Genomic DNA, 19,563 nt, shown 5'->3' with positions numbered 1-19,563 from the left:
AATCACAGAGACATCAACCGATGTTGAGATTTCCTCGAACGGTGCACACTGGGATCGATCGCGCTGAATAGGGGGACGACGCATGGCGACCGGTATCGATCGAGGCACCGTGGTCGATCGTGGCAGTCGTTGGCGAACCATCGGGACCTTGCGCACCGGGCCCGGTTCTGCAGTCCTTCCGTTCGGCTGGGGACCGGCGATCGTGTTGGTCCTCGTGGCCTTCGTGGACCGTATCGAATTCAGCCTCGTAGCCGCCGTTCTTCCTCAGCTGCAGGCCGAATGGGGTTTCGGGGACGCGGTGGCGGGATCGCTGCCCAGTGCATCCGCGATCGCCGCGGGGGTCCTGGCGATACCTGCTGCATACCTCGCCGACCGTCACGATCGCGGCAGGATCGTGACGTGGGTCGTCGTGCTGTGGTCCTTGGCGACGCTGGGTTCTGCGCTTGCGCCCACCTTCTTGATCTTCTATCTCGTGCGGGTCGGTCTGGCCGCCGCGGAGGCAGTGGACAACCCGGCGAGCGCGAGTCTTCTTGCCGACTTCTATCCGCCTGCAACGCGATCCACCGCGTTCGGTTGGTGGCGAACCTCGGCGTACCTGGGTGGCGCAGGCATCGTACTGGGTGGTGTGCTGGCGGACTGGCTGGGTTGGCGCGGGGCCTTCATGGTCATGACGATCCCGGGACTGCTTGTCGCAGTGCTCGTCTCACGTCTGAAAGAACCCGAACGCGGATACGCAGACAGGTTGGCGGCTCGCGCAGACCTGAGCCTGCAGGCTCGCACACCGTCCGGACCGCTTGCCACCCAGCTCCGGCGACTGTTGCCCATCCGAACGCTGTGGTTCACCGGTGCGGCTCTGACGGTCATGAGCTTGTCGATCGGTGGCCTGACCTTCTGGCTACCGAGTCTGCTGCAACGCCGGTACGGCCTGTCCGAATCGGCCGCCGCGACGTCTGGCGGAGGAATGACGCTGCTCGGAATCGTCTTCGGCACGCTCGTCGCGGCGATGGCAACCCGTCGCGCCGTGGTCGGCACCAGCCTCGCGCAATGGCGAGTACTGCTGGGCGGTAGCGGAATTCTGGTGGGAAGTGTGTTCATGTCGATTGCGCTCGGCATGGACTCCACGGTGGTGTTCGTCGTCCTGCTCACCGTGTTCGCCTTCTTCTCGGCCTTCGCTCTCCCCACGCTCACCGCCTGCGTCGCCGACGTCGTTCCGGCACGCGATCGGGGCCTCGGATTCGGCATGCTGCAGATCGCCGCGACCGCGGGCGGTGCCGTCGGGCCGCTTCTGGTCGGTGTGGTGTCCGACGCGGCGGATTCACTCACCGTCGGTCTGATTCCGCTCCTTCCGCTGCTGGCCATCGGCGGAGTTTTCGCCCTCCTGGCCTACTGGTCCGTGGAACGCGATTCGCAGCGAGTCCTGGCCGCGGCTGCGCGGGAAGAGTAATTCGTTGTCGTCGGCCACAATGTCCCCATGACGATTGAGCTATCGCGCGCCGAGGTCGGCCGACGGCAGAGTCGATTCACTCTCGACGAGATCCCCCGCCTATTGGCGATGGCAGGCTTCGTGGCCGCTCTGCACGTGATCGGGTGGGGGTTGTTCACGCACTACGACTCCATCCCGAGCATTCACGGACTCACCGGGGCCGACGGCACCCTCGTGTACGCCGGAGCGGGCGTGTTGGCATACACCCTCGGGCTCAGGCACGCCTTCGACGCCGATCACATCGCCGCCATCGACGACACCACCCGCTTTCTGCTGCAGAAGGGCAAGCGGCCGTTGGCCGTCGGGCTCTTCTTCTCCCTCGGTCATTCGACGGTCGTGTTCGTCTTCGTCGCTGCCATCGCCTTCGTCGCGTCGCAGGCGACGGCGTTCCAGGACGCGTTCGCCGGAGTCGGCGGAATCATCGGCACGCTGGTGTCCGGAACGTTCCTGTATCTCATCGCGGCGTTGAACATCGCGGTGCTCGCGGGAATCGTCGGAGTCTGGCGTCGCGCGAAACGAGGTGAGTTCACCGAAGCTGGCCTCGACGAGTTGCTGGCCAAGCGTGGGCTGATGAATCGACTGTTCCGGGGACGCTACGACAAGCTGATCAACCACTCGTGGCAGATGTACCCGCTGGGACTGCTGTTCGGGCTGGGATTCGATACCGCCACTCAGGTCGGTCTGCTTGCGATCGCAGGCACGACGGCCATGGCAGGCGGACTGCCACCGATGGCGATCATCGCGCTGCCTGTTCTGTTCGCCGCGGGCATGACCACCATGGACACCATCGACGGCATCTTCATGTCCAAGGCGTACGGCTGGGCATTCGTGACGCCGGTGCGCAAGATCTACTACAACATGACGATGACGGGACTGTCCGTTTTCGTCGCATTGGTGATCGGCACGGTGCAGCTGTTGACCCTGCTCGCCGAGCAGTTCGAGCTGACCGGCGGACTGTGGGACGCGTTGGCGGTCATCGATCTCAATCTGGCCGGCCAGCTCGTCGTCGGCACGTTCTTCGTCGTGTGGATCGGAGCGGTCGTGTATTACAAAGTGGCGCGCATCGACGAACGCGGTGGCTTCGCACACTCGAATGGAATGGAGACCCAGTGACCTCTCGTCGTCGGATCGGTGCCCTCTCGGTTGCCGCGGCTGTCGCGTCGAGCATGGTGACGGCGTTGTTGGCCGTACCTGCTTCCGCTGCACCGGCTATCACTCAGGAGATCGGTGACGTCGTCTCGACTCGCGATCTGGACCGAAACCTCTGGATTCCCGGCGCGGCCTCGGCCGAGGTGCTCACCTACGTCACCACCGACACCTTCGGTGAGAAGGCTCTGAGCACCGGCACCGTCTTCCTGCCGCCGGGCACTGCGCCGGAGGGCGGCTGGCCGGTGATCTCGTGGGCCCACGGCACGTCCGGGCTCGGCGACGCGTGTGCGCCGTCGCTGATCGGTCCGACCTACGCCGAGCGGGATCTGCCGTACCTGGCGAACTGGCTCGCGCAGGGCTACGCCATCGTCGCCAGTGACTATGCCGGCCTCGGAACGCCCGGATTGCCGACCTATCTCGACGGTCGAACCACGGCTCACAACGTGGTCGACATGGTCAAGGCGGGCCGCAACCACAGCGAGGACCTCTCGCGATCCTGGGTGGCCGTCGGTCAATCGCAGGGCGGTGGCGCAGCGATCTACACCGCTCGTTACGCGACCGAGTTCGGCGGCCCCGATCTCGACTACCGAGGGGCGGTCGGTACCGGAACTCCCGCCTACATCGAGAAGTTGATCTCGATCGGTGGACCGGGCGTCCCGCCGGTGGAACTACCGTCGGGCCTGACCGCCTACGTCGCGTACATCGGCGCGTCACTGCGCTACGCGCATCCCGAGCTCGGGCTGGACAACATCCTGACCCCGCTCGGGAAGAAGTACGCAGACCTGGCCGAGACGGTGTGCGTATCGGATTTCGAGGAGCAACTCGACGGTGTGACGATCGGCGACTTCTTCACCGCGCCACTGACGAGCCTGCCGAACTTCACCGCTGTAATCGACGACTACATGGCGATGCCCGAAACCGGTTTCGACAAGCCCTTCTTCATGGGCAACGGACTGCAGGACATCGACGTTCCGTTTCCGACCACCGCCGCTTACGTCGCACGGCTGACGGCCAACGGTCAGCCGGTGACGTTCAGGGCCTACAACACCGACCACAGTGGGGCCTTCGTCCAGTCGCAGGCCGATACGATTCCGTTCGTCGCGAACCTGTTCCGCTAGTTCGCCGGCCGCTTGCTGGGCAGTCCGTAGGCGCGGGCCGTGAACAATTCCAGCACCGTGCGCGGCAGCAATCGCTGGGCGAAGAACACCGCCGGAGCGTTGCTGCCGACCGCGTAGATGGGCAGCGTCTTCTTGTCCTCGACGGCTTTGAGGACGGTGAGGGCCACGGTCTCGGCCGTGATCCCCTCGGCCTCTTTGGCGTCGAGCTGCGAGATCACCGTGGTGAAGTCGCGTAGGTACGGCGAATGCGGGCCGCAGTACTTGGTGCGACGGGCCGACAGGCCGGTGGCGATGGCACCGGGTTCGACTGTGGTGATGTCGATTCCGTAAGGCTTGAGCTCGTAGCGCGCGGCCGTGGCAAAGCCCTTGATGGCAGCCTTGGTGGCGGCGTACGACGAGCGGTAGGCCAGCGGAAAGCTCGCGAGCATCGACCCGATGTTGACGATCTTTCCGCTGCCACGGTCTCGCATGCCCGGCAGCACGGCCTGGGTCAACTCGATCGCACCGAAGACGTTGAGCTGGAAGAGTCGGGTGATCGCCTCGATGGGCAGCTCTTCGATCGGTCCGCACTGGCTTTCACCCGCGTTGTTGATCAGCACATCCACCGGGGTGTCGGCGATGCCGTCGACGAACCCGCGGATCGATGCCGGGTCCGTCAGGTCCAGGTCGCGGTAGTCGACGCCGGGTATCGGGTCGGCCACCGAGGAGCTGTCGCGGCTCGTTCCGATGACGTCGTAGCCGCGAGCGATCAGTACCTCGGCGACGGCCTCGCCGATTCCGGACGTCGCTCCGGTGACTATTGCAGTGTTCATCTACGCCTCTTGGTTGCTGTGCGGGTAGGCCTCGGCTTCGTCGCAACGGGTGCCGGGCACTCCCGCCGACGAAAAGCAGTGGTCGGCACCTTGGTGTGCAGTGACGGCACCGAGGTGCCCGACACCATGACCGTGCGGTCCGGTCGGACGACGGCGGCGACGGCGTGCCCGCTGCGCAGCCATACCCCCAACTCCGACGACGCCGCCACCTCGACGACGACGGCTCCGCGACGTTCGATCTCTCGACGGTGCCCGATGGCCAGTGGCGTCGACGACACGAACAGGAACTGGCCGGGCGCGAGGTCGTCGAGACGCGTTCCGTTGTCCAACGGGCTGTTGGGGCAGAGCTTTCCGGCCAGGGTGCGAACCGGTACGGGCGAACGCAACACGTACTGCGATCGGGCGAGCGACGGTGTGGTGCTGGCGGTTACCTTCGCGCCGATGAACGGCAGAAAGCCCAGAGCGGGTGCGATGTTCGTGCGCATGATGCCGGTGAGCCGGCTGCCGCCGGTCATGGCCCACCCGATCGCGACTGCCAACTCGATCATCTGCTTGGCGTGCGTCTTTCGTTCCGTCTCGTAGCTGTCGAGCGAGGTCTCCTTCAGATGCCCGTCGAGCACGCCCACGATCTTCCAGACCAGATTGCGCGCGTCTCGGAGCCCCGCACCCATCCCCTGTCCGATGAAGGGCGGCGTCAGATGCGCGGAATCGCCGAGCAGGAAGACCCGGCGATCACGCCACCGGTCGACCACCTGTGCACGAAAGGTGTACTCGGCGAGGCGAATCAGCTCCATCTCGGGCTCGTCCACAGACCCCAGCCACGGCGCGATCAGTGGACGGATCGACGCCAGATCGGTGAAGGCGTCCATGGTCTCGTCGTCGTGCAGACGGAACTCCCAGCGATAGCGGGTGGGGCCGATGCGCATGTACGTCGCCGATCGCTCCGAATCGCACACCTGGTGCACGCCGTCCCACTGATCGAGGTCCGCATCGGTGGCGATGTCGACCACCAACCACCGCTGCGCGAAGCCGAGGTCCTGCATCTTCGAACCGATGGAGGCTCGAACGACGCTGTTGGCCCCGTCGCAGCCGAGGACATAATCGGCGGTCACCCAGTGCGGGGTTCCGTCCACGGTCGAGTCGTACCGGACCCGGACCGAATCCTTCAGGTTCTGCACGTCGGTGATCTCGCAGTTGCCGCGCATCTCGACGCACTCGGAACGCGAGATATGGGTGCGCATCAAACGTTCCAGATCGGGCTGATCGAACATGTTGGCCTGCGGATAGCCGTGCGGTCGATCGTCGGGATCCCGCTCGAACTCGGCCAGCGTGTGAATCCGCTTGTCGCACAACCTCAGTCCGCGACCCGGGCGGGAGATGGCCGCGAAGTCCTCGGCCAGGCCCAGATCGCCGAGGATGCGGTACACCTCGTCGTCGAGGTGGACTGCCCGCGGCTGAGGGTAGACGTCCTCCCACCTGTCCAGCACGAGGCAGGGCACGCCGTACTGGCCCAGCAGCAACGCAGCGGTCATGCCCGAGGGACCGGCGCCGACGATCACCACTGGAAAGTGCGTGCCGTCGGACTCGGTACCGGTCATCGGTAGGAGACCCGGGTGCGCTGGACCCCCAGATCGAGGGCTCCGTCGGGAGTCGAGCAGGTCAGTTCGAGGACGTCGCCGTCCTTCAGGAACGCGGGATTCTTGGCCTGCTTCTTGAAGAAGACCTTCCACTTGACCGACGGCGGAACCAGCGATCCGATCATTTCGATCGGCTTGGCGGGGGCCTTCAACGCGGTACCGCCGGGAGTGCCGGTGAGCAACAGATCGCCCGCGTCGAGGCGCTGGAACTTGCTCAGAGCCTTGAGCGACTCGACCGGGCGGTAGATCATATCGGCGACCGTACTGTCCTGTCGCACAGAGCCGTTGACTCGCAGGGTCAGAGCGAGTTCGCCGAACCGGTCGAACTCGCCGGCCTCGAGAAGTACCAGCCGCGGCCCGACCGGAGTGAACGTGGGATACGACTTGCCCTCGTAGAACTGAGTTTTCGGCAACTGGACGTCGCGAGCAGAGACGTCGTTGGTGATCACGAGCCCGGCGACGTACTCGGCCACGTTGGAGGCGTCGACCTTTGTTCCGACGGTGAGCGTCTTGCCGAACACCAGTCCGATCTCGATCTCGTAGTCGAGCAGCTTCACGTGTGGCGGCTTGATCACGTCGTCGGTGGGTCCGCTGATGGAACCGGAGGTCTTGCGGAAGAACGTCAGCGGAACCGTGTCGGGGTTCATTCCCGAGTCCTTGACGTGGGAGACGTAGTTGGTCATGTTCGCCATGACGCGGCAGGGCGCCGTCACCGGCGAGATCAGCGACAGTGTCTCCACGGCAACGACATCGGTTGCATCGCGAGCGGATTCGATGGCCGGCCGATCGGCGAGGAGCTCGGCGGTGCTGACCGCGGAGGTGTCGATGCGTGACGCGCCTGCGGGGGTTTCGACCCACCAGGCGTCGGCGGTGCGGAGTACAGCGATGCTCATGAGGATGCCACTTTCATCAGGCCGCGAAGGCGTTCGGTGTCGAATTCGTTGTCGTTGCGCAGTGAGGAGAGGATCGATTTCAGTTCGTGCAATGACGCTCTGCTGGGGGCGATTCCGAGGAAGTCCTTCGACGCGGGCGGCCCCCACTGGGCCAGACCGGACGCCGTCATCGGGGCCCAACCGGGTTCGAGAGAACTGTCGAACATGTCGCCGTCGCTGAAGTGTTCCACCAGGAAGTCGTCGGGATCACGCCAGTAGTCGAAGATCTGGCTGCCCTGGATGTGCCTGCCGATACCCCACGAATGCCGGTACCCGCGTTGGGTGAGGTACTCGCCGCCCGCGGCGATGGCATCGAGATCCGACACCTGGTAGGCGGAGTGCACGTACCGATTGGACGGACCGAGAGTCATTGCGAGAGTGTGATGATCGGACGGAGTGTTGCCACGATCGCAGCGGATGAAACTCATCACCGGACCGCGATCACGCTGACCGTCGTAGTAGAGGAAGTCGCTGACGATCAGGCCGAGGTGATGCAGGTACCAGTCCAGGTTCTCGAGGTAGCCGGTGCGCTGGAGCACCACGTGTCCCAGACGTTGGACTCGGGCGGGCTGACGCGGTGGCCGCTGCGTCGCGTTGAGCCGGTAGCGCGGATCACCGAAGTTGTAGGTGTGCGCTTCCTGGCCGGGCAGTTCGGGATGGTCGGTGTACCCGGACACCACCTGGACGGGTTGCCCGCCCGGATCGGTGAGAGTGACCGCGATACCGCCGAGTGTGTCGGGTAGGCGCTGTACCCGTTGCCCGGTGGCCTCGGCCAATCTCACGAGATCGCCGTCGTCGGCGGCGGCGAAGGCTGCGCCCACGAAGCGTGTTCGCTTGCCGCGGCGGATGATCACGCATGGCGCGCCGACCTGCGTGCCGCGCAGGTGGATCTCCTCCGGAGTGCGAAGCGAGACGGTGAAACCGAAGGCGACAGCGAATGCCTCGGCCTTGATCAGATCCGGCTTGCGAAACTCCAGCCACGCGATGTCTCGAACCTTGATGATCGGATCCTTCGCGCGACCGGGGTGCTCGCCGGGGAGCGCGCCTTGGTCCACGTGCATGTCCTTGTGGCCGTCGACGTCGTGTCCCATGAAGCCCTCCCTCGTTGGTGACAATATCGTCACCTATGAGTACGCCGTCAGTCAAGGATATTGACAAAATCGTCAGCGGTGAGGAAGAGTCAGGGCGTCGACCAGCGCAGACAGAAGTAGGGAACATGACAGAGACCCCGAATCGGCTCGAGCGGCGCAAAGCACGCACTCGCGGCGCGCTGATCGCGGCGGCGCAAGGATTCATCGCCCGCGGCGAACTGAACGCGCCGATTGCGGAGATCACCCAGGCCGCCGATGTCGGGATGGGATCCTTCTACAACCACTTCGAGAGCAGAGAACAGCTGTTCCAGGCCGCGGTCGACGGCGCGCTCGAGCTGTTGGGTATCTACCTCGACTCGTTGACCGATGTTGCTGCCGATCCTGCCGAGGCGTTCACTCGATCTTTCCGAATCGCCGGCCGCCTGTTTCGGTTGCAGCCGGAGCTGAGCCGCGTACTCATCCACTCCGGCCCCGAATTGATCACTTCACCGCACGGGCTCGGTCCGCGTGCCGCGCGAGACATCGAGGCCGGAGTCGTAGCCGGGTACTTCCGCGTCTCGGACATCCAGCTGTCGCTGGCGTTGGTCGCGGGTGCACTGCTGGGCATGGGGCAGCTACTGCTCGAGCAACCCGAACGGAGCGACGTCGAGGCCGTCGACCAGATGGCCTACGGCGTTCTGCTCGCCCTCGGCGTATCCGACGCCGATGCACGGGACCTGTGCGCGCGATCGCTACCGCCCATGAGCGACGTACCCAGCGTGGACGGGGACAGCGAGTAGCAACCCGCCCACGCCGACGAGACTCAGCGGGCGTGCGATTTCTCCAGATCCCGGATGATCTCGGCGATCGCGCGGTCCTTGACGAGTCTGCGCTCCAGAATCGGGTTGAGAACTCCGCGGAACCAGAAGTACGGCGTCCAGGTGGACGGCGCGATGAGGCGGGCCCGGCGCGTGCGGACCGAGTGCACCAGCAACTGTGCGGCGCGCTGCGAGGGCAGACGGCGGTTCAGCGGCCACGGTAGAAACCCGCCGATTCGCTGGCCCATCGGATCGCTGTCGAGGGTGTTGCGAGCCAGATCGGTATCCACCACACCGAAATACGCGAGACCCGCTGTTGCGCCCACGGCGGCGAGTTCGATTCTCAGTGCGCGGCCGAGCTGTTCGACGGCCGCTTTGCTCACCATGTAGGCAGACCCGCCCATGCCGGGAGTGAAGGCGGCGCACGACGACACCAACAGGATGTGGCCGCCGCTCGCGACGATCTCGTCGGCCGCAGCCCGCACGATGTTGAACACGCCGCCGAAGTTCACGGCCATCACCGAGTCGAAGACTGCGCGGTCGATGGTCCTGATGGTGGCGGGCGGGGGCGTGATGCCTGCGTTGGCGATCACGATGTCGAGACCGCCGAACGTGCGCACCGTCGCGGCAACGCAGTCGGCCATCGCATCTGGATCGGTGACGTCGCCGGTGAGCAGCAGGATTCGTCCGGAACTCGTGGCGTCCGCGGGGAAGTCTCGATCAACCACGGCCACGGAGGCTCCGGTGGACACCAGTTCCGCGACCGTCGCAGCTCCGATTCCACGTGCTCCACCCGTCACCAACGCCACTTTTCCCGGCAGCTCGATGTGGTTCGTCATGTCAGGTCCCTCGTCGTCACGAGCTCGGTATCGGGTCGGAAATCTGCACTGCGCCAGTGGTAATGGCCGAGTTCGATCGTGGCCATACGCTGGGTGAAGTTACGCACCGAACCGGGCCAGTACGTCACGTTTCGGCCCGACGGGCTCAGGTAGTAGCTGCTGCACCCGCCGGAGTTCCACACCGATCCCGCTAGCTTGCGGTCGGTGTGTTCGGCGAACGTCGACTGCGCACGCATGCTCACCTCGAGCGCCGTGATCGCATTGGAGTCCATGGCGCGCAACGCTGCGAGGATGTAGTTCACCTGAGCCTCGATGGTGACCACCTGCGAGGTGTACACCACCGAGTTGGGACCGAGCAGCATGAAGAAGTTCGGGAAGCCGTGCACCGTGGTACCTCGGTACGACGACATCTCGCCGTCGGGCCATTTGTCCGCCAACGATTTTCCGTCGCGGCCGATGATGCGTCGGAAGCCGGTGTGACCGGACACGGTGAATCCTGTCCCGAGGACGATCGCGTCCACCTCGTGCACGGTCCCGTCGGTGGTGACGATGCCCTCGGGCACGATTCGAGCGATGCCGGTGGTCTCGACGGTGACGTTCTCTCGGCACAGTGCGGGATAGAACTTGTTCGAGAAGGTGGGTCGCTTGCAGCCGAATTCGTAACCGGGCGTGAGCTTCTCGCGAAGAACAGGATCCTTCACCTGACGGCGCAGGTGAGCGCGGCCCACCGCCGTGAGCGGTGCCAACAACGAGCGGTGGCTGATGAGTCCGGGGACCAACGCTTCCTGGAACAGATCGAACACTCGGCGCATGGTCCGTTGGGCCCGGGGGTACTTCCGCAGCACGGATCTGCCGGATTCGGAGATCGGCCGGTCGGGGTGCGGAAGGATCCAGGTCGGTGTCCGCTGGAACAGAGTCAGGTGTGCGGCCTCGGGGGCCAGCCGCGGGACGAACTGCACCGCAGATGCTCCGGTGCCGATGACGGCGATGCGTCGACCCTCGGCGGAGTGCTCGTGGTCCCACTTCGCCGAGTGGAACACACTGCCCGAGAACGATTCCAGGCCTTCGATCTTGGGCGTGGCCGGCTCGCTGAACGGTCCTAGGGCTCCGATCAGGATGCGCGCCGACCACGTTCCTGCACTCGTCCGCACCACCCACCGGGCCTGTGCGTCGTTCCAGGTTGCGTCCAGTACCTCGTGACCGAAGCGGATCCGATCCCGGATCCCGAACTTGTCGGTGCAGTCGTTGAGGTACGCCTCGATTTCGGGCTGCAGCGGGTAGAGCCGCGTCCAGTCCGGGTTGGGCGCGAAGGAGAACGAGTACAGGGCGGACGGGATGTCGCACTGCGCGCCGGGATAGGTGTTCACGTGCCACGTTCCACCGACGGCGGTGTCGCGCTCGAAGATCAGAAAGTCGCCGCGTCCTTCCTGCTCGAGTCGGATTGCGGCACCGAGACCGCCGAAACCCGCGCCGATGATCGCGACGTCGATGGAGGGCAGTGCGGTGCCGGCTTGTGTTGCAGTCATGAGAGTTCGAGCTCCTTCTACAGATCGAGGACGACGACTTCGCCGTCGACGGCACCACGCGAGACGCACAGGGTGAGCGAGTTCTCGCGTTCGGAGGCATCGAGAACGCGGTCGCGGTGATCGACACGTCCGCCGACGAGACCGACCACGCACGCTCCGCAGAAGCCCTGGCGGCAGGAATAGGGCTGGTCCGGCCGCGATCGACGGAGGGCGTCGAGAGCGGTCTCCTGAGCACCGACCTCGACGGTTTCGCCGGAACGGTCGAGCTGCAACACGAACGGCCTGCCGTCGACCACCGGTGCGGGCGCGAACAATTCGGTGTGGAATTCACGGACGGCCGTACTCGAGAGGGCCTCGGCGCGAAGCCGGCTCGACAGTGCCGCGGGCCCACAGACGTACATGGCGGAGTTGCCCATCCCGAGATCGACGATGTCCGCCGGAATCGGAAATCCGTCGACATCGTCGGTCTTGACGATCACATGACCGCGCGAGGTCAGTGCCAACTGCTGCAGTAGGGCAACGAACGGCAGACTCGCCCGAGAGCGACCGTGGTAGTACAGCGTCCACCGCGCCCCGTCCGCAGCGGCGCGCTCGATCATCGCCCGGATGGGTGTGATGCCGATTCCTGCGGCCACGAAGAGGTAGTGCTCGGCCTCGGCCATCGGAAAGGCGTTGCGGGGTCCGCGAACTCGGAGGACGTCGCCGCAGGAGAGGGTGTGAATCTCGGTGGATGCCGTGCCGCCGGGGATCCTGCGGACGCTGATGCGGTAGCGATCACCTGCGCCGGGGCGACCGGCGAGCGAGTACTGCCGCACCGAGCCGGCTGGGGTGGTGACGTCGATGTGCGCACCGGGCAACCACTTCGGAAGCGGTGCTCCGTCTGTGCGAGAGAGCAGCAGGGAACGAACGTCCTCGGCCTCGTCGATCGTATCGTCGACGACGGTCTCGAATTCGTATCCGACGCTTCGCCGGGGCCGCGCCGGAGACAGGGCCGTCACGATCGACGAATCGGTGACGAGTTTGGCGTAGACGCGGGACACGGCACCGACGGCCCGCAGTCCGAGGCCGGGCGTGGTCACGGTGACCTCGCCCAGATGGCTGTGGGTGGGAGTGGTCACCACGCGAGTGCCTGTCATTGCTGGGCCGCCAGGGCTGCGGGGGAGACGGCGAGATACTGCACTGCTTTGTCGATGTCGCCCATCTTCGAGGGGTGGAAGCCCGGACGGATGTAGAGAGCGAGCTGTACGAACAGGAACGACAGACCGGGAATGAGGTTCTTACGGGAGGCGCGTGCGAAAGCGAGGGGCCAGGGAGTGCGCATTCGGCGCTTTCCGGTGCGCGGCGTGGCAACCGAGTTCTTGTACAGGTACGCGGCGGTGGTGAACCACAGCACGGCCAAGCCGGCACTGGCCACGACTGCTGTTCGGGCCCTACGGAATCCGCCACCGTCGACGTATTGGAACGCGTCGAATGCGACGTTGCGGTGCTCGAGCTCTTCCGCGCCGTGCCAACGGAGCAGGTCCAGCATCGTGGGGTCGACGCCGATGCGGTCGAATTCGGTGTTGTCGAGCAGCCATTCGCCCACCACGGCAGTGAAGTGCTCTGCCGCTGCGTAGATTCCGAGGCGCTCGTTCAGCCATGCTTTGCCTGCGCGGCCGGTGAGGCCGTGGTCGCCGAACACCACACCCACGGCGAAGCGAATGCGCTGCAGAATCGGTTCGATGTCCACTCCGTGCGCAACGAGGTAGTTGCGGAAGCTCTCGTGGGAGGACGCGTGCGTAGCTTCCTGACCGACGAATCCCACGACTTCCTCGTGCAGTCGGCGGTCGTCGATGAACGGCAGCGCGCGGGCGAACACGTCCGCCATCGCTCGTTCTCCCTCGGGCAGGACCAGGTGCATCACGTTCCAGAAGTGGGTGGCGTACCACTCGTGGGGGATGTACTGGAGCGGAACGCCGGACCAGTCGAATGTCACCGCGCGCGCCACTATCGCGTAGGACTCGTCCGTGTACTGCTCGTTCGAGTCGGCCGCCTTGTTCCGAGACATTTCGAAACTCCGTTTCTTCGAGATGGTGATGCTGCTGACACCGATGCTACATAGCAACACATTGTGTTGCAATGTTGCATGACAGTGGCCGGACGACCGTTAGGATCGAACGATGCATCCAGATGGTGACGACGGGCCGATTCTCGATGCCGCCTTGGAACTGTTCGGTGAGGTCGGTATCCCTCGAACCACCATCGGCGACGTTGCCAAGCGCGCCAGGATCAACCGAGTGACCGTCTACCGCCGGATCGGGTCCAAGGACGACCTGGTGCGGGCCGTCATGGCGCGGGAGTCGTCGCGGCTGTTCGTGGCGGTGGCGGCAGCGGCCTCGAAACAGACGTCACGAGCCGATCGGGCGGCGCACGGATTCGCCACGACCATCGACTCGGTTCGTACCAATCCGGTACTGCTCAAGATGTTCGATTCCGAGAGTTCGTTGGTGCTCGAGCAACTGACCACCAATGCGTCGGCATTGCTCGTGCCCGCGATCAACGCTGCCGCGCATATCGCCAGGGGTGAACTGGAATCCGACACCTTCGCGGTGCCAGATGCGCCGGAAATTGTTGTGCGCGTTGTTCATTCGATCTTGCTGACTCCGTCGGCCGCCGCCCCGCTCGATACCTACGACGATCTGCTGGCGTTCGCGCACCGCAACATCGTGCCGCTTCTCGTCGGCGCTGGCTAGCGGGCTCCGACGTCAGGCTCGCGGCACGTACGAGTCGAGTGCGCGCAGCAGGGCATCCTTCAGTTCGGCCCGATTGCCACCCGGTGTCGGCCTGGCGATTTCGTGCAGGGTGTAGCCGTCGATCAGCGCCAGGAAATGCCGAGCGGGTAGTTGTGGTTCCGCGATGCCGAATGCCCCCAACGCCGCCTCGGCCGCCTCCTCGATCATCCGCATGATTCGGTGTACCGAATCCGCCAGCTCGGGCCGCCTCCGCACGGCGAGGTACGCCTCGAACTGGACGAGGGAGTCGTCGTCCGCGGGGGAGGACAGCAGCGAGACCAGGTCCATGATCGCGTCGGCGAGATCGTCGCGAGTGAGCCCGCCGGTGTGCGCGACGTCGAGTAGAGCAGCGACCTTGGCCGTCACGTTCTCGGCTATTCGGGTGATCGCGGCATCGATGAGTTCGCCGACCGAGCCGAAGAAATAGCTGGTGGTCGACGGCGGGAAGCCGGCAGCGTCGGCCACGGACCGAAACGAGACGCGTTCGAGCCCGCGTGTTCCGATCACGCCGATGGCAGCGTCGACCAGGGCGTCTCGGCGTTCTTGGCCACGCGCGTATCGAGTCTTCCGGCGCTCTTCGGTCATTGCTACAACGTAGCCGGGGTGTTGTCATCCACCCCCATCGCAGTGCTCTTCAGCAGGCATTTTCCATCAATCCTGGCCTAGTGGCCAATATTGGGTTACTGTCGCCGCTACATCGAACAGCCCGGAAAGGAGCACCCATGACCGAGATTTCGGAAGCCTCGCGGGTGGACGTCGTGGTCGTCGGCGCAGGACTCGCGGGTCTGACCGCTGCAAGGGAACTGACGGCCGCAGGGTTGACCGTGCAGGTCCTCGAGGCCAGAGACCGGGTGGGCGGGCGGACGGTCAACCACGCACTCGGGGAGAATTCGGTGGTCGAGACCGGCGGGCAGTTCGTCGGTCCGACGCAGGACCACATCCTCCGCCTGGCCGCGTCGGTGGGCGTCGGGACGTTCCCCGCGTACGACATCGGATCGAGCATCTACGTCAAGAACGGACGCGCCCGACGCTTCGACGGCGGGGTGCCACCGGACCTGGCGGCATTACCCGACGTCGGGATGCTCGTGGCGCGAATCGATCGGGCCGCCGGCCAGATCCCCATGGGCAAACCCTGGACGGCACCGCGTGCACGTGAGTGGGACACCCAGACTCTCGCCACCTGGGCCCGGAGGCACTCGGCCACCGACGGCGGCGTGGAACTGCTCGACATCCTGCTCGGTTCGGTGTTCGGTGGCACGTCCGCCGACGTGTCGGCGCTCTTCGGCCTGGCGTACATAGCCGGGGCGGGTAACGAATGCACTCCCGGCACCGTCGATCGGTTGATGAGTGTCGCTGGGGGAGCGCAACAGTGGCGGTTTATCGGTGGCTCACAGGCGGTCTCCATCGAGATCGCGAAGCAGCTCGGTGACGCCGTCCGGCTCGATACTCCCGTGCGACGCGTGGAGCAGTATCCGGACCGCGTGGTGGTGCGCAGCGATACCGAATCGTGGGTCGCCCGATCGGTCGTCGTCGCGATTCCGCCCGTTCTGGCCACCCGAATCGACTGGAGCCCTGCGCTTCCCGCGCCCCAGGAAGCATTGTTTCAGCGGATGAACTTCGGCGGATTGGCCAAGTGCGAGGCCGTGTATCCCGAACCGTTCTGGCGCGCGAGCGGGCTGTCGGGCCAGGCGCTCTTTCGTGACAGCGACGTACCGGTGTCCTCGATGTTCGACAACTCACCACCCGACGACAGTCAGGGAGTACTGATGGGATTCGTCGGCACCTGGGGCGCTCGCCATCGAGGCGGCCGAAACTGGTCCGACGGCAACGAATCCGAGCGCCGCGGAGAGGTGCTGCGTGCCTTCGCCTCGGCGGTGGGTCCGCGCGCACTCGAACCGACGGAATGGATCGAACTGGACTGGACCGACGAACAGTGGACCCGCGGCGGGCCGACCGCGGTGTTGACCCCTGGGGTGTTGACCGGGCTCGGACGGTGGCGCGATGTTCCGTTCGGACGAGTGCGGTGGGCCGGTGCCGAACACTCCGACTACTGGAACGGATACATGGACGGCGCCGTGCGATCGGGTGAAAAGGCCGCAACAGAAGTACTTTCGATCGAAGGAGAACTCTCGTGGAACAACGCTTCGTAGTCTCGGCCCACCGCACACTCTCGGTGAGCCCGGAGGAAGTGTGGGCACTGACCGGTGACACCAGCCGCTACGCGGAATGGGTGTCCGACGTCCGGGCCGTCACCGCTCATCACGGCACCGCACGCACAGGTGGTGTCTATACCGAGGAAGTGGCGGCGCTCGGACGCTTCACCACTCACGCCACCTGGACCGTCCGGCATCTGGAACCGAACCGACTGCGAATCGATTCGGGTCAGGGATTCGCACCGCTCACCAACGTGGCGAACGTCTTTCGCTTCGCGCCGCTGGGCGGCGGAACCTCCACCGCGATGACCTTCGAATTCTGGTTCGATGTCGCTCCGAGCTGGCTGGGACGTATTGTGCGACCCATCGCGACCGCCGGGATGTCCGCACGATTCGATGTCTCGATGTGCAACCTGGAGGCGCTGATCCTCTCCGAGCGAACCACGACGATCCAATGAGAGAACCGGCGGAAGTTCTCACCCTCGGGGTGCACATACTCGACACTCTGGTGCGGCCGGTGACCGAAATACCCGACGGTCAGGCGGCGGTCCTGGCGGAGCAGATCGCGATGTCGGCCGCAGGCACAGCTGCGGGAACGGCGCTGGTGCTGTCCCGATTGGGTGCCGCGGTACACACCGCGGGAGTGGTCGGTGGTGATTCGGCAGGCACGTTTCTACTGCAGCTTCTCGCCGACGAAGGAGTGGACGTCTCCCTCGTTCATCGCATGGACGGGGTGCAGACCTCGGCGTCGGTGTTGCCGATCAGGCCGGACGGATCCCGGCCGGCTCTGCACGTGATCGGGGCCAACGGCTATCTGGCTCAGCATGTTCCGTGGAACATGTTCCACAACGTCGACTTCCTGCATCTCGGCGGACCCGAATTCTTCGGACCGGACACCGCACGCGACATCGCGCGCCGTGCCCACGAGGACGGCGTCGTCGTCACCGTCGACAGCCTGGCACCGTCCGTTCCGGAAGGACTCGGTGCGTTCGCCGCCGCGCTGCCCCACGTGGACTACCTGCTGCCCAACGACGAGCAGGTCCTCGGCTGGACCGGTTGCGCCACTGTCGAAGACGGGTGTCGTCGACTGCTCGAGCTCGGGGCGTCCTGCGTGGTGGCCACCGCGGGGGCGTCGCCCACTCTCGTCGTCACGGCCGACGGGGCCGTCGAGGTCCCCGCGTATTCGGTGGACGTGGTGGACACCAGCGGATGCGGAGATGCGTTCTCGGCCGGGTTCGTTCGGGGCCTGTCCCTGAGCATGAGCGTCGTCGAGGCAGCCGAACTGGGCAATGCGACCGCCGCGCAAGTGGCGCAGGGCCTCGGTACCGATTTCGGCACCTACGACCTGGAGTTCGTTCGGAAGTTCGCACGTACCTGCAGGACCATCTGATGCCCGCCGACGTGGACGAGCTTCGGCAGTCCGTCGCCGAGACCGCCCGGCAACTGGGCCGACGGGGCCTTGTTCTCGGTACCGCCGGCAATGTCAGCGCACGCGCGGCTGATGTGGTGGCGGTGACGGCGACCGGGCTGGTGTTGGCGGACGCGACGATCGAGGACGTCACGGTTGTCGGCATGGATGGGATTGTGCGCGCGGGTGCATGCCGACCGACCTCGGAACTGGGCCTGCACCTGGGTATCTACGCGTCGTCCGAAGTTCGCGCGGTGGTGCACGCGCATTCTTCTGCGGCCGTTGCGCTTTCGCTCGTCGCGGACGAACTGCCGCCCGTGCACTACGCGCAGCTGGCTCTCGGCGGCAAGGTCCCGGTGGTGCCGTTCGCGCCGTTCGGTACGGCCGAGCTCGCCGACGCGGTGGTGGCGGCGATGCGTTCGAGGTCGGCGGTGATCATGGCCCATCACGGATCGGTGGCCACCGGTCACGATCTCGGGTCCGCGCTGTCGAACATCGAACTGCTCGAATGGCTGTGCGGGGTTTACCTTTCCGCTGCGTCGGTGGCGAACCCACGCTCCCTCGGCGACGCGCAGCTGGCGGCGACCCTCGACGAGGTGGTGCGTCGTGGATACGGAACCGCGGCGCCCGTGCGAAGAGACTGACCGATGACCACCCGGGTGCGCCCGCTCTGGATTGCCGTGTTCTCCGTGGCGTGGCTTGGTTACTGGATGGCCAATCTGGTTCCACTGCAGCTGCTTCTGCCCGAGCGATTGCAAGAGATCGATCCGCAGTCGAAGGTGTTCGACTTCGCCGTGATCAACGCGGTCTCTGCCGTGGTGCTCCTGATCGGTCTACCCGTGTGCGGGTCGCTGTGCGATCGCACTCGCAGCAGGTTGGGGCGACGGCGCGTCTGGTTCGGCGCTGGTGTCCTGTTCTTCGCCGGTGCGTTGGTGGTCACGGGGCTGCAAAGTACCGTTCTCGGAATCGGGACGGCGTGGTCGGGGGCGATGCTCGGATTGAGTGCTGCAACAGCAGGGCTGACGGCCGTGGTGGCCGACCGCGTGCCGGACGAGCAGCGTGGAACGGTGTCGAGTGCGATCTATGCGCCGCAGGCACTGGGCGTGGTGGCGGGCCTGGCCCTGGTGTCCACACTCGCTCTGTCGGTACGGGGCGGGTACCTTGCCGTGGCGATCGCCTTGGTGATCTGCGCGGTGCCGTTTCTGCTGATGTATCGCGAAACCGATTCATCGACAGCGCTGTTGAGCCTGCGCAGCATCGTGGCCTCATTGCTCGATTCGTTGCGTCACCGCGACTTCGCGTGGGCCTTCGGGGGTCGAATCCTGGTCAACGTGGCCAACTCGCTCGGCACCTGCTATTTGCTGTTCTTCCTCACCGACGGCCTTCGAGTCGCCGATCCGACGGGATCGCTGCTCGAGGTCACCGTCGTCTACCTGATCGCCTGTGTGGTGTTCACCTTCACCTTCGGTCCGTTGTCGGACAGGATGCAGCGCCGGAAGATCTTCGTGGCGGTCGCGGCATCGATGCAGGCCGTCGCCGGCTTCGTGCTGGCGGTACATCCCACGATGGACGCGACATTTGCCTCGGCCGCGTTGCTGGGCGGCGGATTCGGCGCGTACATGGCCGTCGATCAGGCGCTGGTGACCGGGGTTCTTCCGTCCGCCGACAGTCGGGCGACCGATCTGGGCGTGATGAACATCGGGGCGATCGTTCCACCTGCCATGGCTCCGCTGCTCGCGAGTGTGTTCCTATCCACCGTCGGTGGATACCCGGCGCTGTTCGCGGCGGTGGGGGTACTGGCCGCACTCGGGGCAGCGGTGACATGGCAGGTGAAATCGGTGCGCTGA

General features: G+C 65.4%; 19 protein-coding genes. 10 read left to right on the top strand and 9 right to left on the bottom strand.

From position 1 onward, the window contains the following. Window positions 1–82 precede the first annotated feature (82 nt). From AB0366_RS08770 to AB0366_RS08760, 3 genes are read left to right on the top strand one after another with little or no spacing between them, the layout of a single operon-like run. Window positions 83–1,444 (top strand): MFS transporter, encoded by a 1,362-nt coding sequence (locus AB0366_RS08770; protein WP_366243504.1) that lies wholly within the window; start codon window positions 83–85, stop codon window positions 1,442–1,444. Between the two features lie 27 nt (window positions 1,445–1,471). Then, window positions 1,472–2,596 (top strand): HoxN/HupN/NixA family nickel/cobalt transporter, encoded by a 1,125-nt coding sequence (locus AB0366_RS08765; protein ID WP_366243503.1) that lies wholly within the window; start codon window positions 1,472–1,474, stop codon window positions 2,594–2,596. 53 nt (window positions 2,597–2,649) lie between these two features. Beyond that, a complete protein-coding gene (locus tag AB0366_RS08760; protein ID WP_366243837.1) occupies window positions 2,650–3,750 on the top strand; it encodes a lipase family protein in 1,101 nt (366 codons plus the stop codon). Here the strand turns inward: AB0366_RS08760 and AB0366_RS08755 are convergent. From AB0366_RS08755 to AB0366_RS08740, 4 genes are read right to left on the bottom strand one after another with little or no spacing between them, the layout of a single operon-like run. Then, window positions 3,747–4,562 carry an SDR family oxidoreductase gene (locus AB0366_RS08755; RefSeq protein WP_366243502.1) on the bottom strand — a complete coding sequence of 272 codons (816 nt, stop codon included), beginning with the start codon at window positions 4,560–4,562 and terminating at the stop codon, window positions 3,747–3,749. The genes AB0366_RS08760 and AB0366_RS08755 overlap by 4 nt on opposite strands. Continuing rightward, window positions 4,559–6,160 carry a bifunctional 3-(3-hydroxy-phenyl)propionate/3-hydroxycinnamic acid hydroxylase gene (locus tag AB0366_RS08750; RefSeq protein ID WP_366243501.1) on the bottom strand — a complete coding sequence of 534 codons (1,602 nt, stop codon included), beginning with the start codon at window positions 6,158–6,160 and terminating at the stop codon, window positions 4,559–4,561. The genes AB0366_RS08755 and AB0366_RS08750 overlap by 4 nt, the downstream gene beginning before the upstream one ends. Further along, window positions 6,157–7,092, bottom strand: coding sequence for a fumarylacetoacetate hydrolase family protein (locus AB0366_RS08745; RefSeq protein ID WP_366243500.1), 936 nt, complete (start codon window positions 7,090–7,092; stop codon window positions 6,157–6,159). Before AB0366_RS08745 ends, AB0366_RS08750 begins: the two co-directional genes overlap by 4 nt. Beyond that, window positions 7,089–8,222: a VOC family protein gene (locus AB0366_RS08740; protein ID WP_366243499.1), complete on the bottom strand. Its 1,134-nt coding sequence runs from the start codon at window positions 8,220–8,222 to the stop codon at window positions 7,089–7,091. Before AB0366_RS08740 ends, AB0366_RS08745 begins: the two co-directional genes overlap by 4 nt. A 125-nt stretch (window positions 8,223–8,347) precedes the next feature. Here AB0366_RS08740 and AB0366_RS08735 point away from each other — a divergent pair, with 125 nt between their 5' ends. Further along, the gene (locus tag AB0366_RS08735; protein ID WP_366243498.1) at window positions 8,348–9,001 is read left to right on the top strand and encodes a TetR/AcrR family transcriptional regulator; all 654 of its coding nucleotides are present in this window, start codon (window positions 8,348–8,350) and stop codon (window positions 8,999–9,001) included. A 23-nt stretch (window positions 9,002–9,024) separates the two neighbouring features. Here AB0366_RS08735 and AB0366_RS08730 read toward each other — a convergent pair whose 3' ends face one another. The 4 genes from AB0366_RS08730 to AB0366_RS08715 are packed head-to-tail and all read right to left on the bottom strand — an operon-like array spanning window position 9,025 to window position 13,431. Beyond that, window positions 9,025–9,858 carry an SDR family NAD(P)-dependent oxidoreductase gene (locus tag AB0366_RS08730; RefSeq protein WP_366243497.1) on the bottom strand — a complete coding sequence of 278 codons (834 nt, stop codon included), beginning with the start codon at window positions 9,856–9,858 and terminating at the stop codon, window positions 9,025–9,027. Then, complete coding sequence (locus AB0366_RS08725; protein WP_366243496.1) at window positions 9,855–11,384, bottom strand: NAD(P)/FAD-dependent oxidoreductase; 1,530 nt, start codon at window positions 11,382–11,384, stop codon at window positions 9,855–9,857. Before AB0366_RS08725 ends, AB0366_RS08730 begins: the two co-directional genes overlap by 4 nt. A 17-nt stretch (window positions 11,385–11,401) precedes the next feature. Next, window positions 11,402–12,520, bottom strand: coding sequence for a PDR/VanB family oxidoreductase (locus AB0366_RS08720; RefSeq protein WP_366243495.1), 1,119 nt, complete (start codon window positions 12,518–12,520; stop codon window positions 11,402–11,404). Further along, window positions 12,517–13,431: a metal-dependent hydrolase gene (locus tag AB0366_RS08715; protein WP_366243494.1), complete on the bottom strand. Its 915-nt coding sequence runs from the start codon at window positions 13,429–13,431 to the stop codon at window positions 12,517–12,519. Before AB0366_RS08715 ends, AB0366_RS08720 begins: the two co-directional genes overlap by 4 nt. A gap of 112 nt (window positions 13,432–13,543) precedes the next feature. Here AB0366_RS08715 and AB0366_RS08710 point away from each other — a divergent pair, with 112 nt between their 5' ends. Further along, complete coding sequence (locus AB0366_RS08710; RefSeq protein ID WP_121871905.1) at window positions 13,544–14,116, top strand: TetR/AcrR family transcriptional regulator; 573 nt, start codon at window positions 13,544–13,546, stop codon at window positions 14,114–14,116. Between the two features lie 12 nt (window positions 14,117–14,128). On the opposite strand, the gene AB0366_RS08705 is transcribed toward AB0366_RS08710, so the two are convergent. Then, complete coding sequence (locus AB0366_RS08705; protein WP_366243493.1) at window positions 14,129–14,740, bottom strand: TetR family transcriptional regulator; 612 nt, start codon at window positions 14,738–14,740, stop codon at window positions 14,129–14,131. A gap of 137 nt (window positions 14,741–14,877) precedes the next feature. On the opposite strand from AB0366_RS08705, the gene AB0366_RS08700 reads away from it, so the two are divergent. Genes AB0366_RS08700 through AB0366_RS08680 form a run of 5 tightly spaced genes read left to right on the top strand, consistent with a single transcriptional unit; the run spans window position 14,878 to window position 19,563 of the window. Next, complete coding sequence (locus tag AB0366_RS08700) at window positions 14,878–16,305, top strand: FAD-dependent oxidoreductase (protein WP_366243492.1); 1,428 nt, start codon at window positions 14,878–14,880, stop codon at window positions 16,303–16,305. Further along, complete coding sequence (locus AB0366_RS08695) at window positions 16,287–16,766, top strand: SRPBCC family protein (RefSeq protein ID WP_366243491.1); 480 nt, start codon at window positions 16,287–16,289, stop codon at window positions 16,764–16,766. The genes AB0366_RS08700 and AB0366_RS08695 overlap by 19 nt, the downstream gene beginning before the upstream one ends. Beyond that, window positions 16,763–17,698: a PfkB family carbohydrate kinase gene (locus AB0366_RS08690; RefSeq protein WP_366243490.1), complete on the top strand. Its 936-nt coding sequence runs from the start codon at window positions 16,763–16,765 to the stop codon at window positions 17,696–17,698. Before AB0366_RS08695 ends, AB0366_RS08690 begins: the two co-directional genes overlap by 4 nt. Beyond that, a complete protein-coding gene (locus AB0366_RS08685) occupies window positions 17,698–18,360 on the top strand; it encodes a class II aldolase/adducin family protein (protein WP_366243489.1) in 663 nt (220 codons plus the stop codon). Before AB0366_RS08690 ends, AB0366_RS08685 begins: the two co-directional genes overlap by 1 nt. Before the next feature lie 3 nt (window positions 18,361–18,363). Beyond that, window positions 18,364–19,563 carry an MFS transporter gene (locus AB0366_RS08680; RefSeq protein ID WP_366243488.1) on the top strand — a complete coding sequence of 400 codons (1,200 nt, stop codon included), beginning with the start codon at window positions 18,364–18,366 and terminating at the stop codon, window positions 19,561–19,563.

Source organism: Rhodococcus sp. NPDC076796, from assembly GCF_040702765.1.
Classification (GTDB): Bacteria; Actinomycetota; Actinomycetes; order Mycobacteriales; family Mycobacteriaceae; genus Rhodococcoides.
Note: the sequence above shows the minus strand (reverse complement) of the source record. Positions and strands in the feature narration are given on the sequence as shown.

Coding starts and splice junctions, on each gene's coding strand:
- AB0366_RS08715 (WP_366243494.1), bottom strand. CDS start 13,431: ATGTCTCGGAACAAGGCGGCCGACTCGAACGAGCAGTACACGGACGAG.
- AB0366_RS08725 (WP_366243496.1), bottom strand. CDS start 11,384: ATGACTGCAACACAAGCCGGCACCGCACTGCCCTCCATCGACGTCGCG.
- AB0366_RS08700 (WP_366243492.1), top strand. CDS start 14,878: ATGACCGAGATTTCGGAAGCCTCGCGGGTGGACGTCGTGGTCGTCGGC.
- AB0366_RS08705 (WP_366243493.1), bottom strand. CDS start 14,740: ATGACCGAAGAGCGCCGGAAGACTCGATACGCGCGTGGCCAAGAACGC.
- AB0366_RS08760 (WP_366243837.1), top strand. CDS start 2,650: ATGGTGACGGCGTTGTTGGCCGTACCTGCTTCCGCTGCACCGGCTATC.
- AB0366_RS08685 (WP_366243489.1), top strand. CDS start 17,698: ATGCCCGCCGACGTGGACGAGCTTCGGCAGTCCGTCGCCGAGACCGCC.
- AB0366_RS08740 (WP_366243499.1), bottom strand. CDS start 8,222: ATGGGACACGACGTCGACGGCCACAAGGACATGCACGTGGACCAAGGC.
- AB0366_RS08770 (WP_366243504.1), top strand. CDS start 83: ATGGCGACCGGTATCGATCGAGGCACCGTGGTCGATCGTGGCAGTCGT.
- AB0366_RS08745 (WP_366243500.1), bottom strand. CDS start 7,092: ATGAGCATCGCTGTACTCCGCACCGCCGACGCCTGGTGGGTCGAAACC.
- AB0366_RS08720 (WP_366243495.1), bottom strand. CDS start 12,520: ATGACAGGCACTCGCGTGGTGACCACTCCCACCCACAGCCATCTGGGC.
- AB0366_RS08710 (WP_121871905.1), top strand. CDS start 13,544: ATGCATCCAGATGGTGACGACGGGCCGATTCTCGATGCCGCCTTGGAA.
- AB0366_RS08730 (WP_366243497.1), bottom strand. CDS start 9,858: ATGACGAACCACATCGAGCTGCCGGGAAAAGTGGCGTTGGTGACGGGT.
- AB0366_RS08680 (WP_366243488.1), top strand. CDS start 18,364: ATGACCACCCGGGTGCGCCCGCTCTGGATTGCCGTGTTCTCCGTGGCG.
- AB0366_RS08755 (WP_366243502.1), bottom strand. CDS start 4,562: ATGAACACTGCAATAGTCACCGGAGCGACGTCCGGAATCGGCGAGGCC.
- AB0366_RS08690 (WP_366243490.1), top strand. CDS start 16,763: ATGAGAGAACCGGCGGAAGTTCTCACCCTCGGGGTGCACATACTCGAC.
- AB0366_RS08765 (WP_366243503.1), top strand. CDS start 1,472: ATGACGATTGAGCTATCGCGCGCCGAGGTCGGCCGACGGCAGAGTCGA.
- AB0366_RS08735 (WP_366243498.1), top strand. CDS start 8,348: ATGACAGAGACCCCGAATCGGCTCGAGCGGCGCAAAGCACGCACTCGC.
- AB0366_RS08750 (WP_366243501.1), bottom strand. CDS start 6,160: ATGACCGGTACCGAGTCCGACGGCACGCACTTTCCAGTGGTGATCGTC.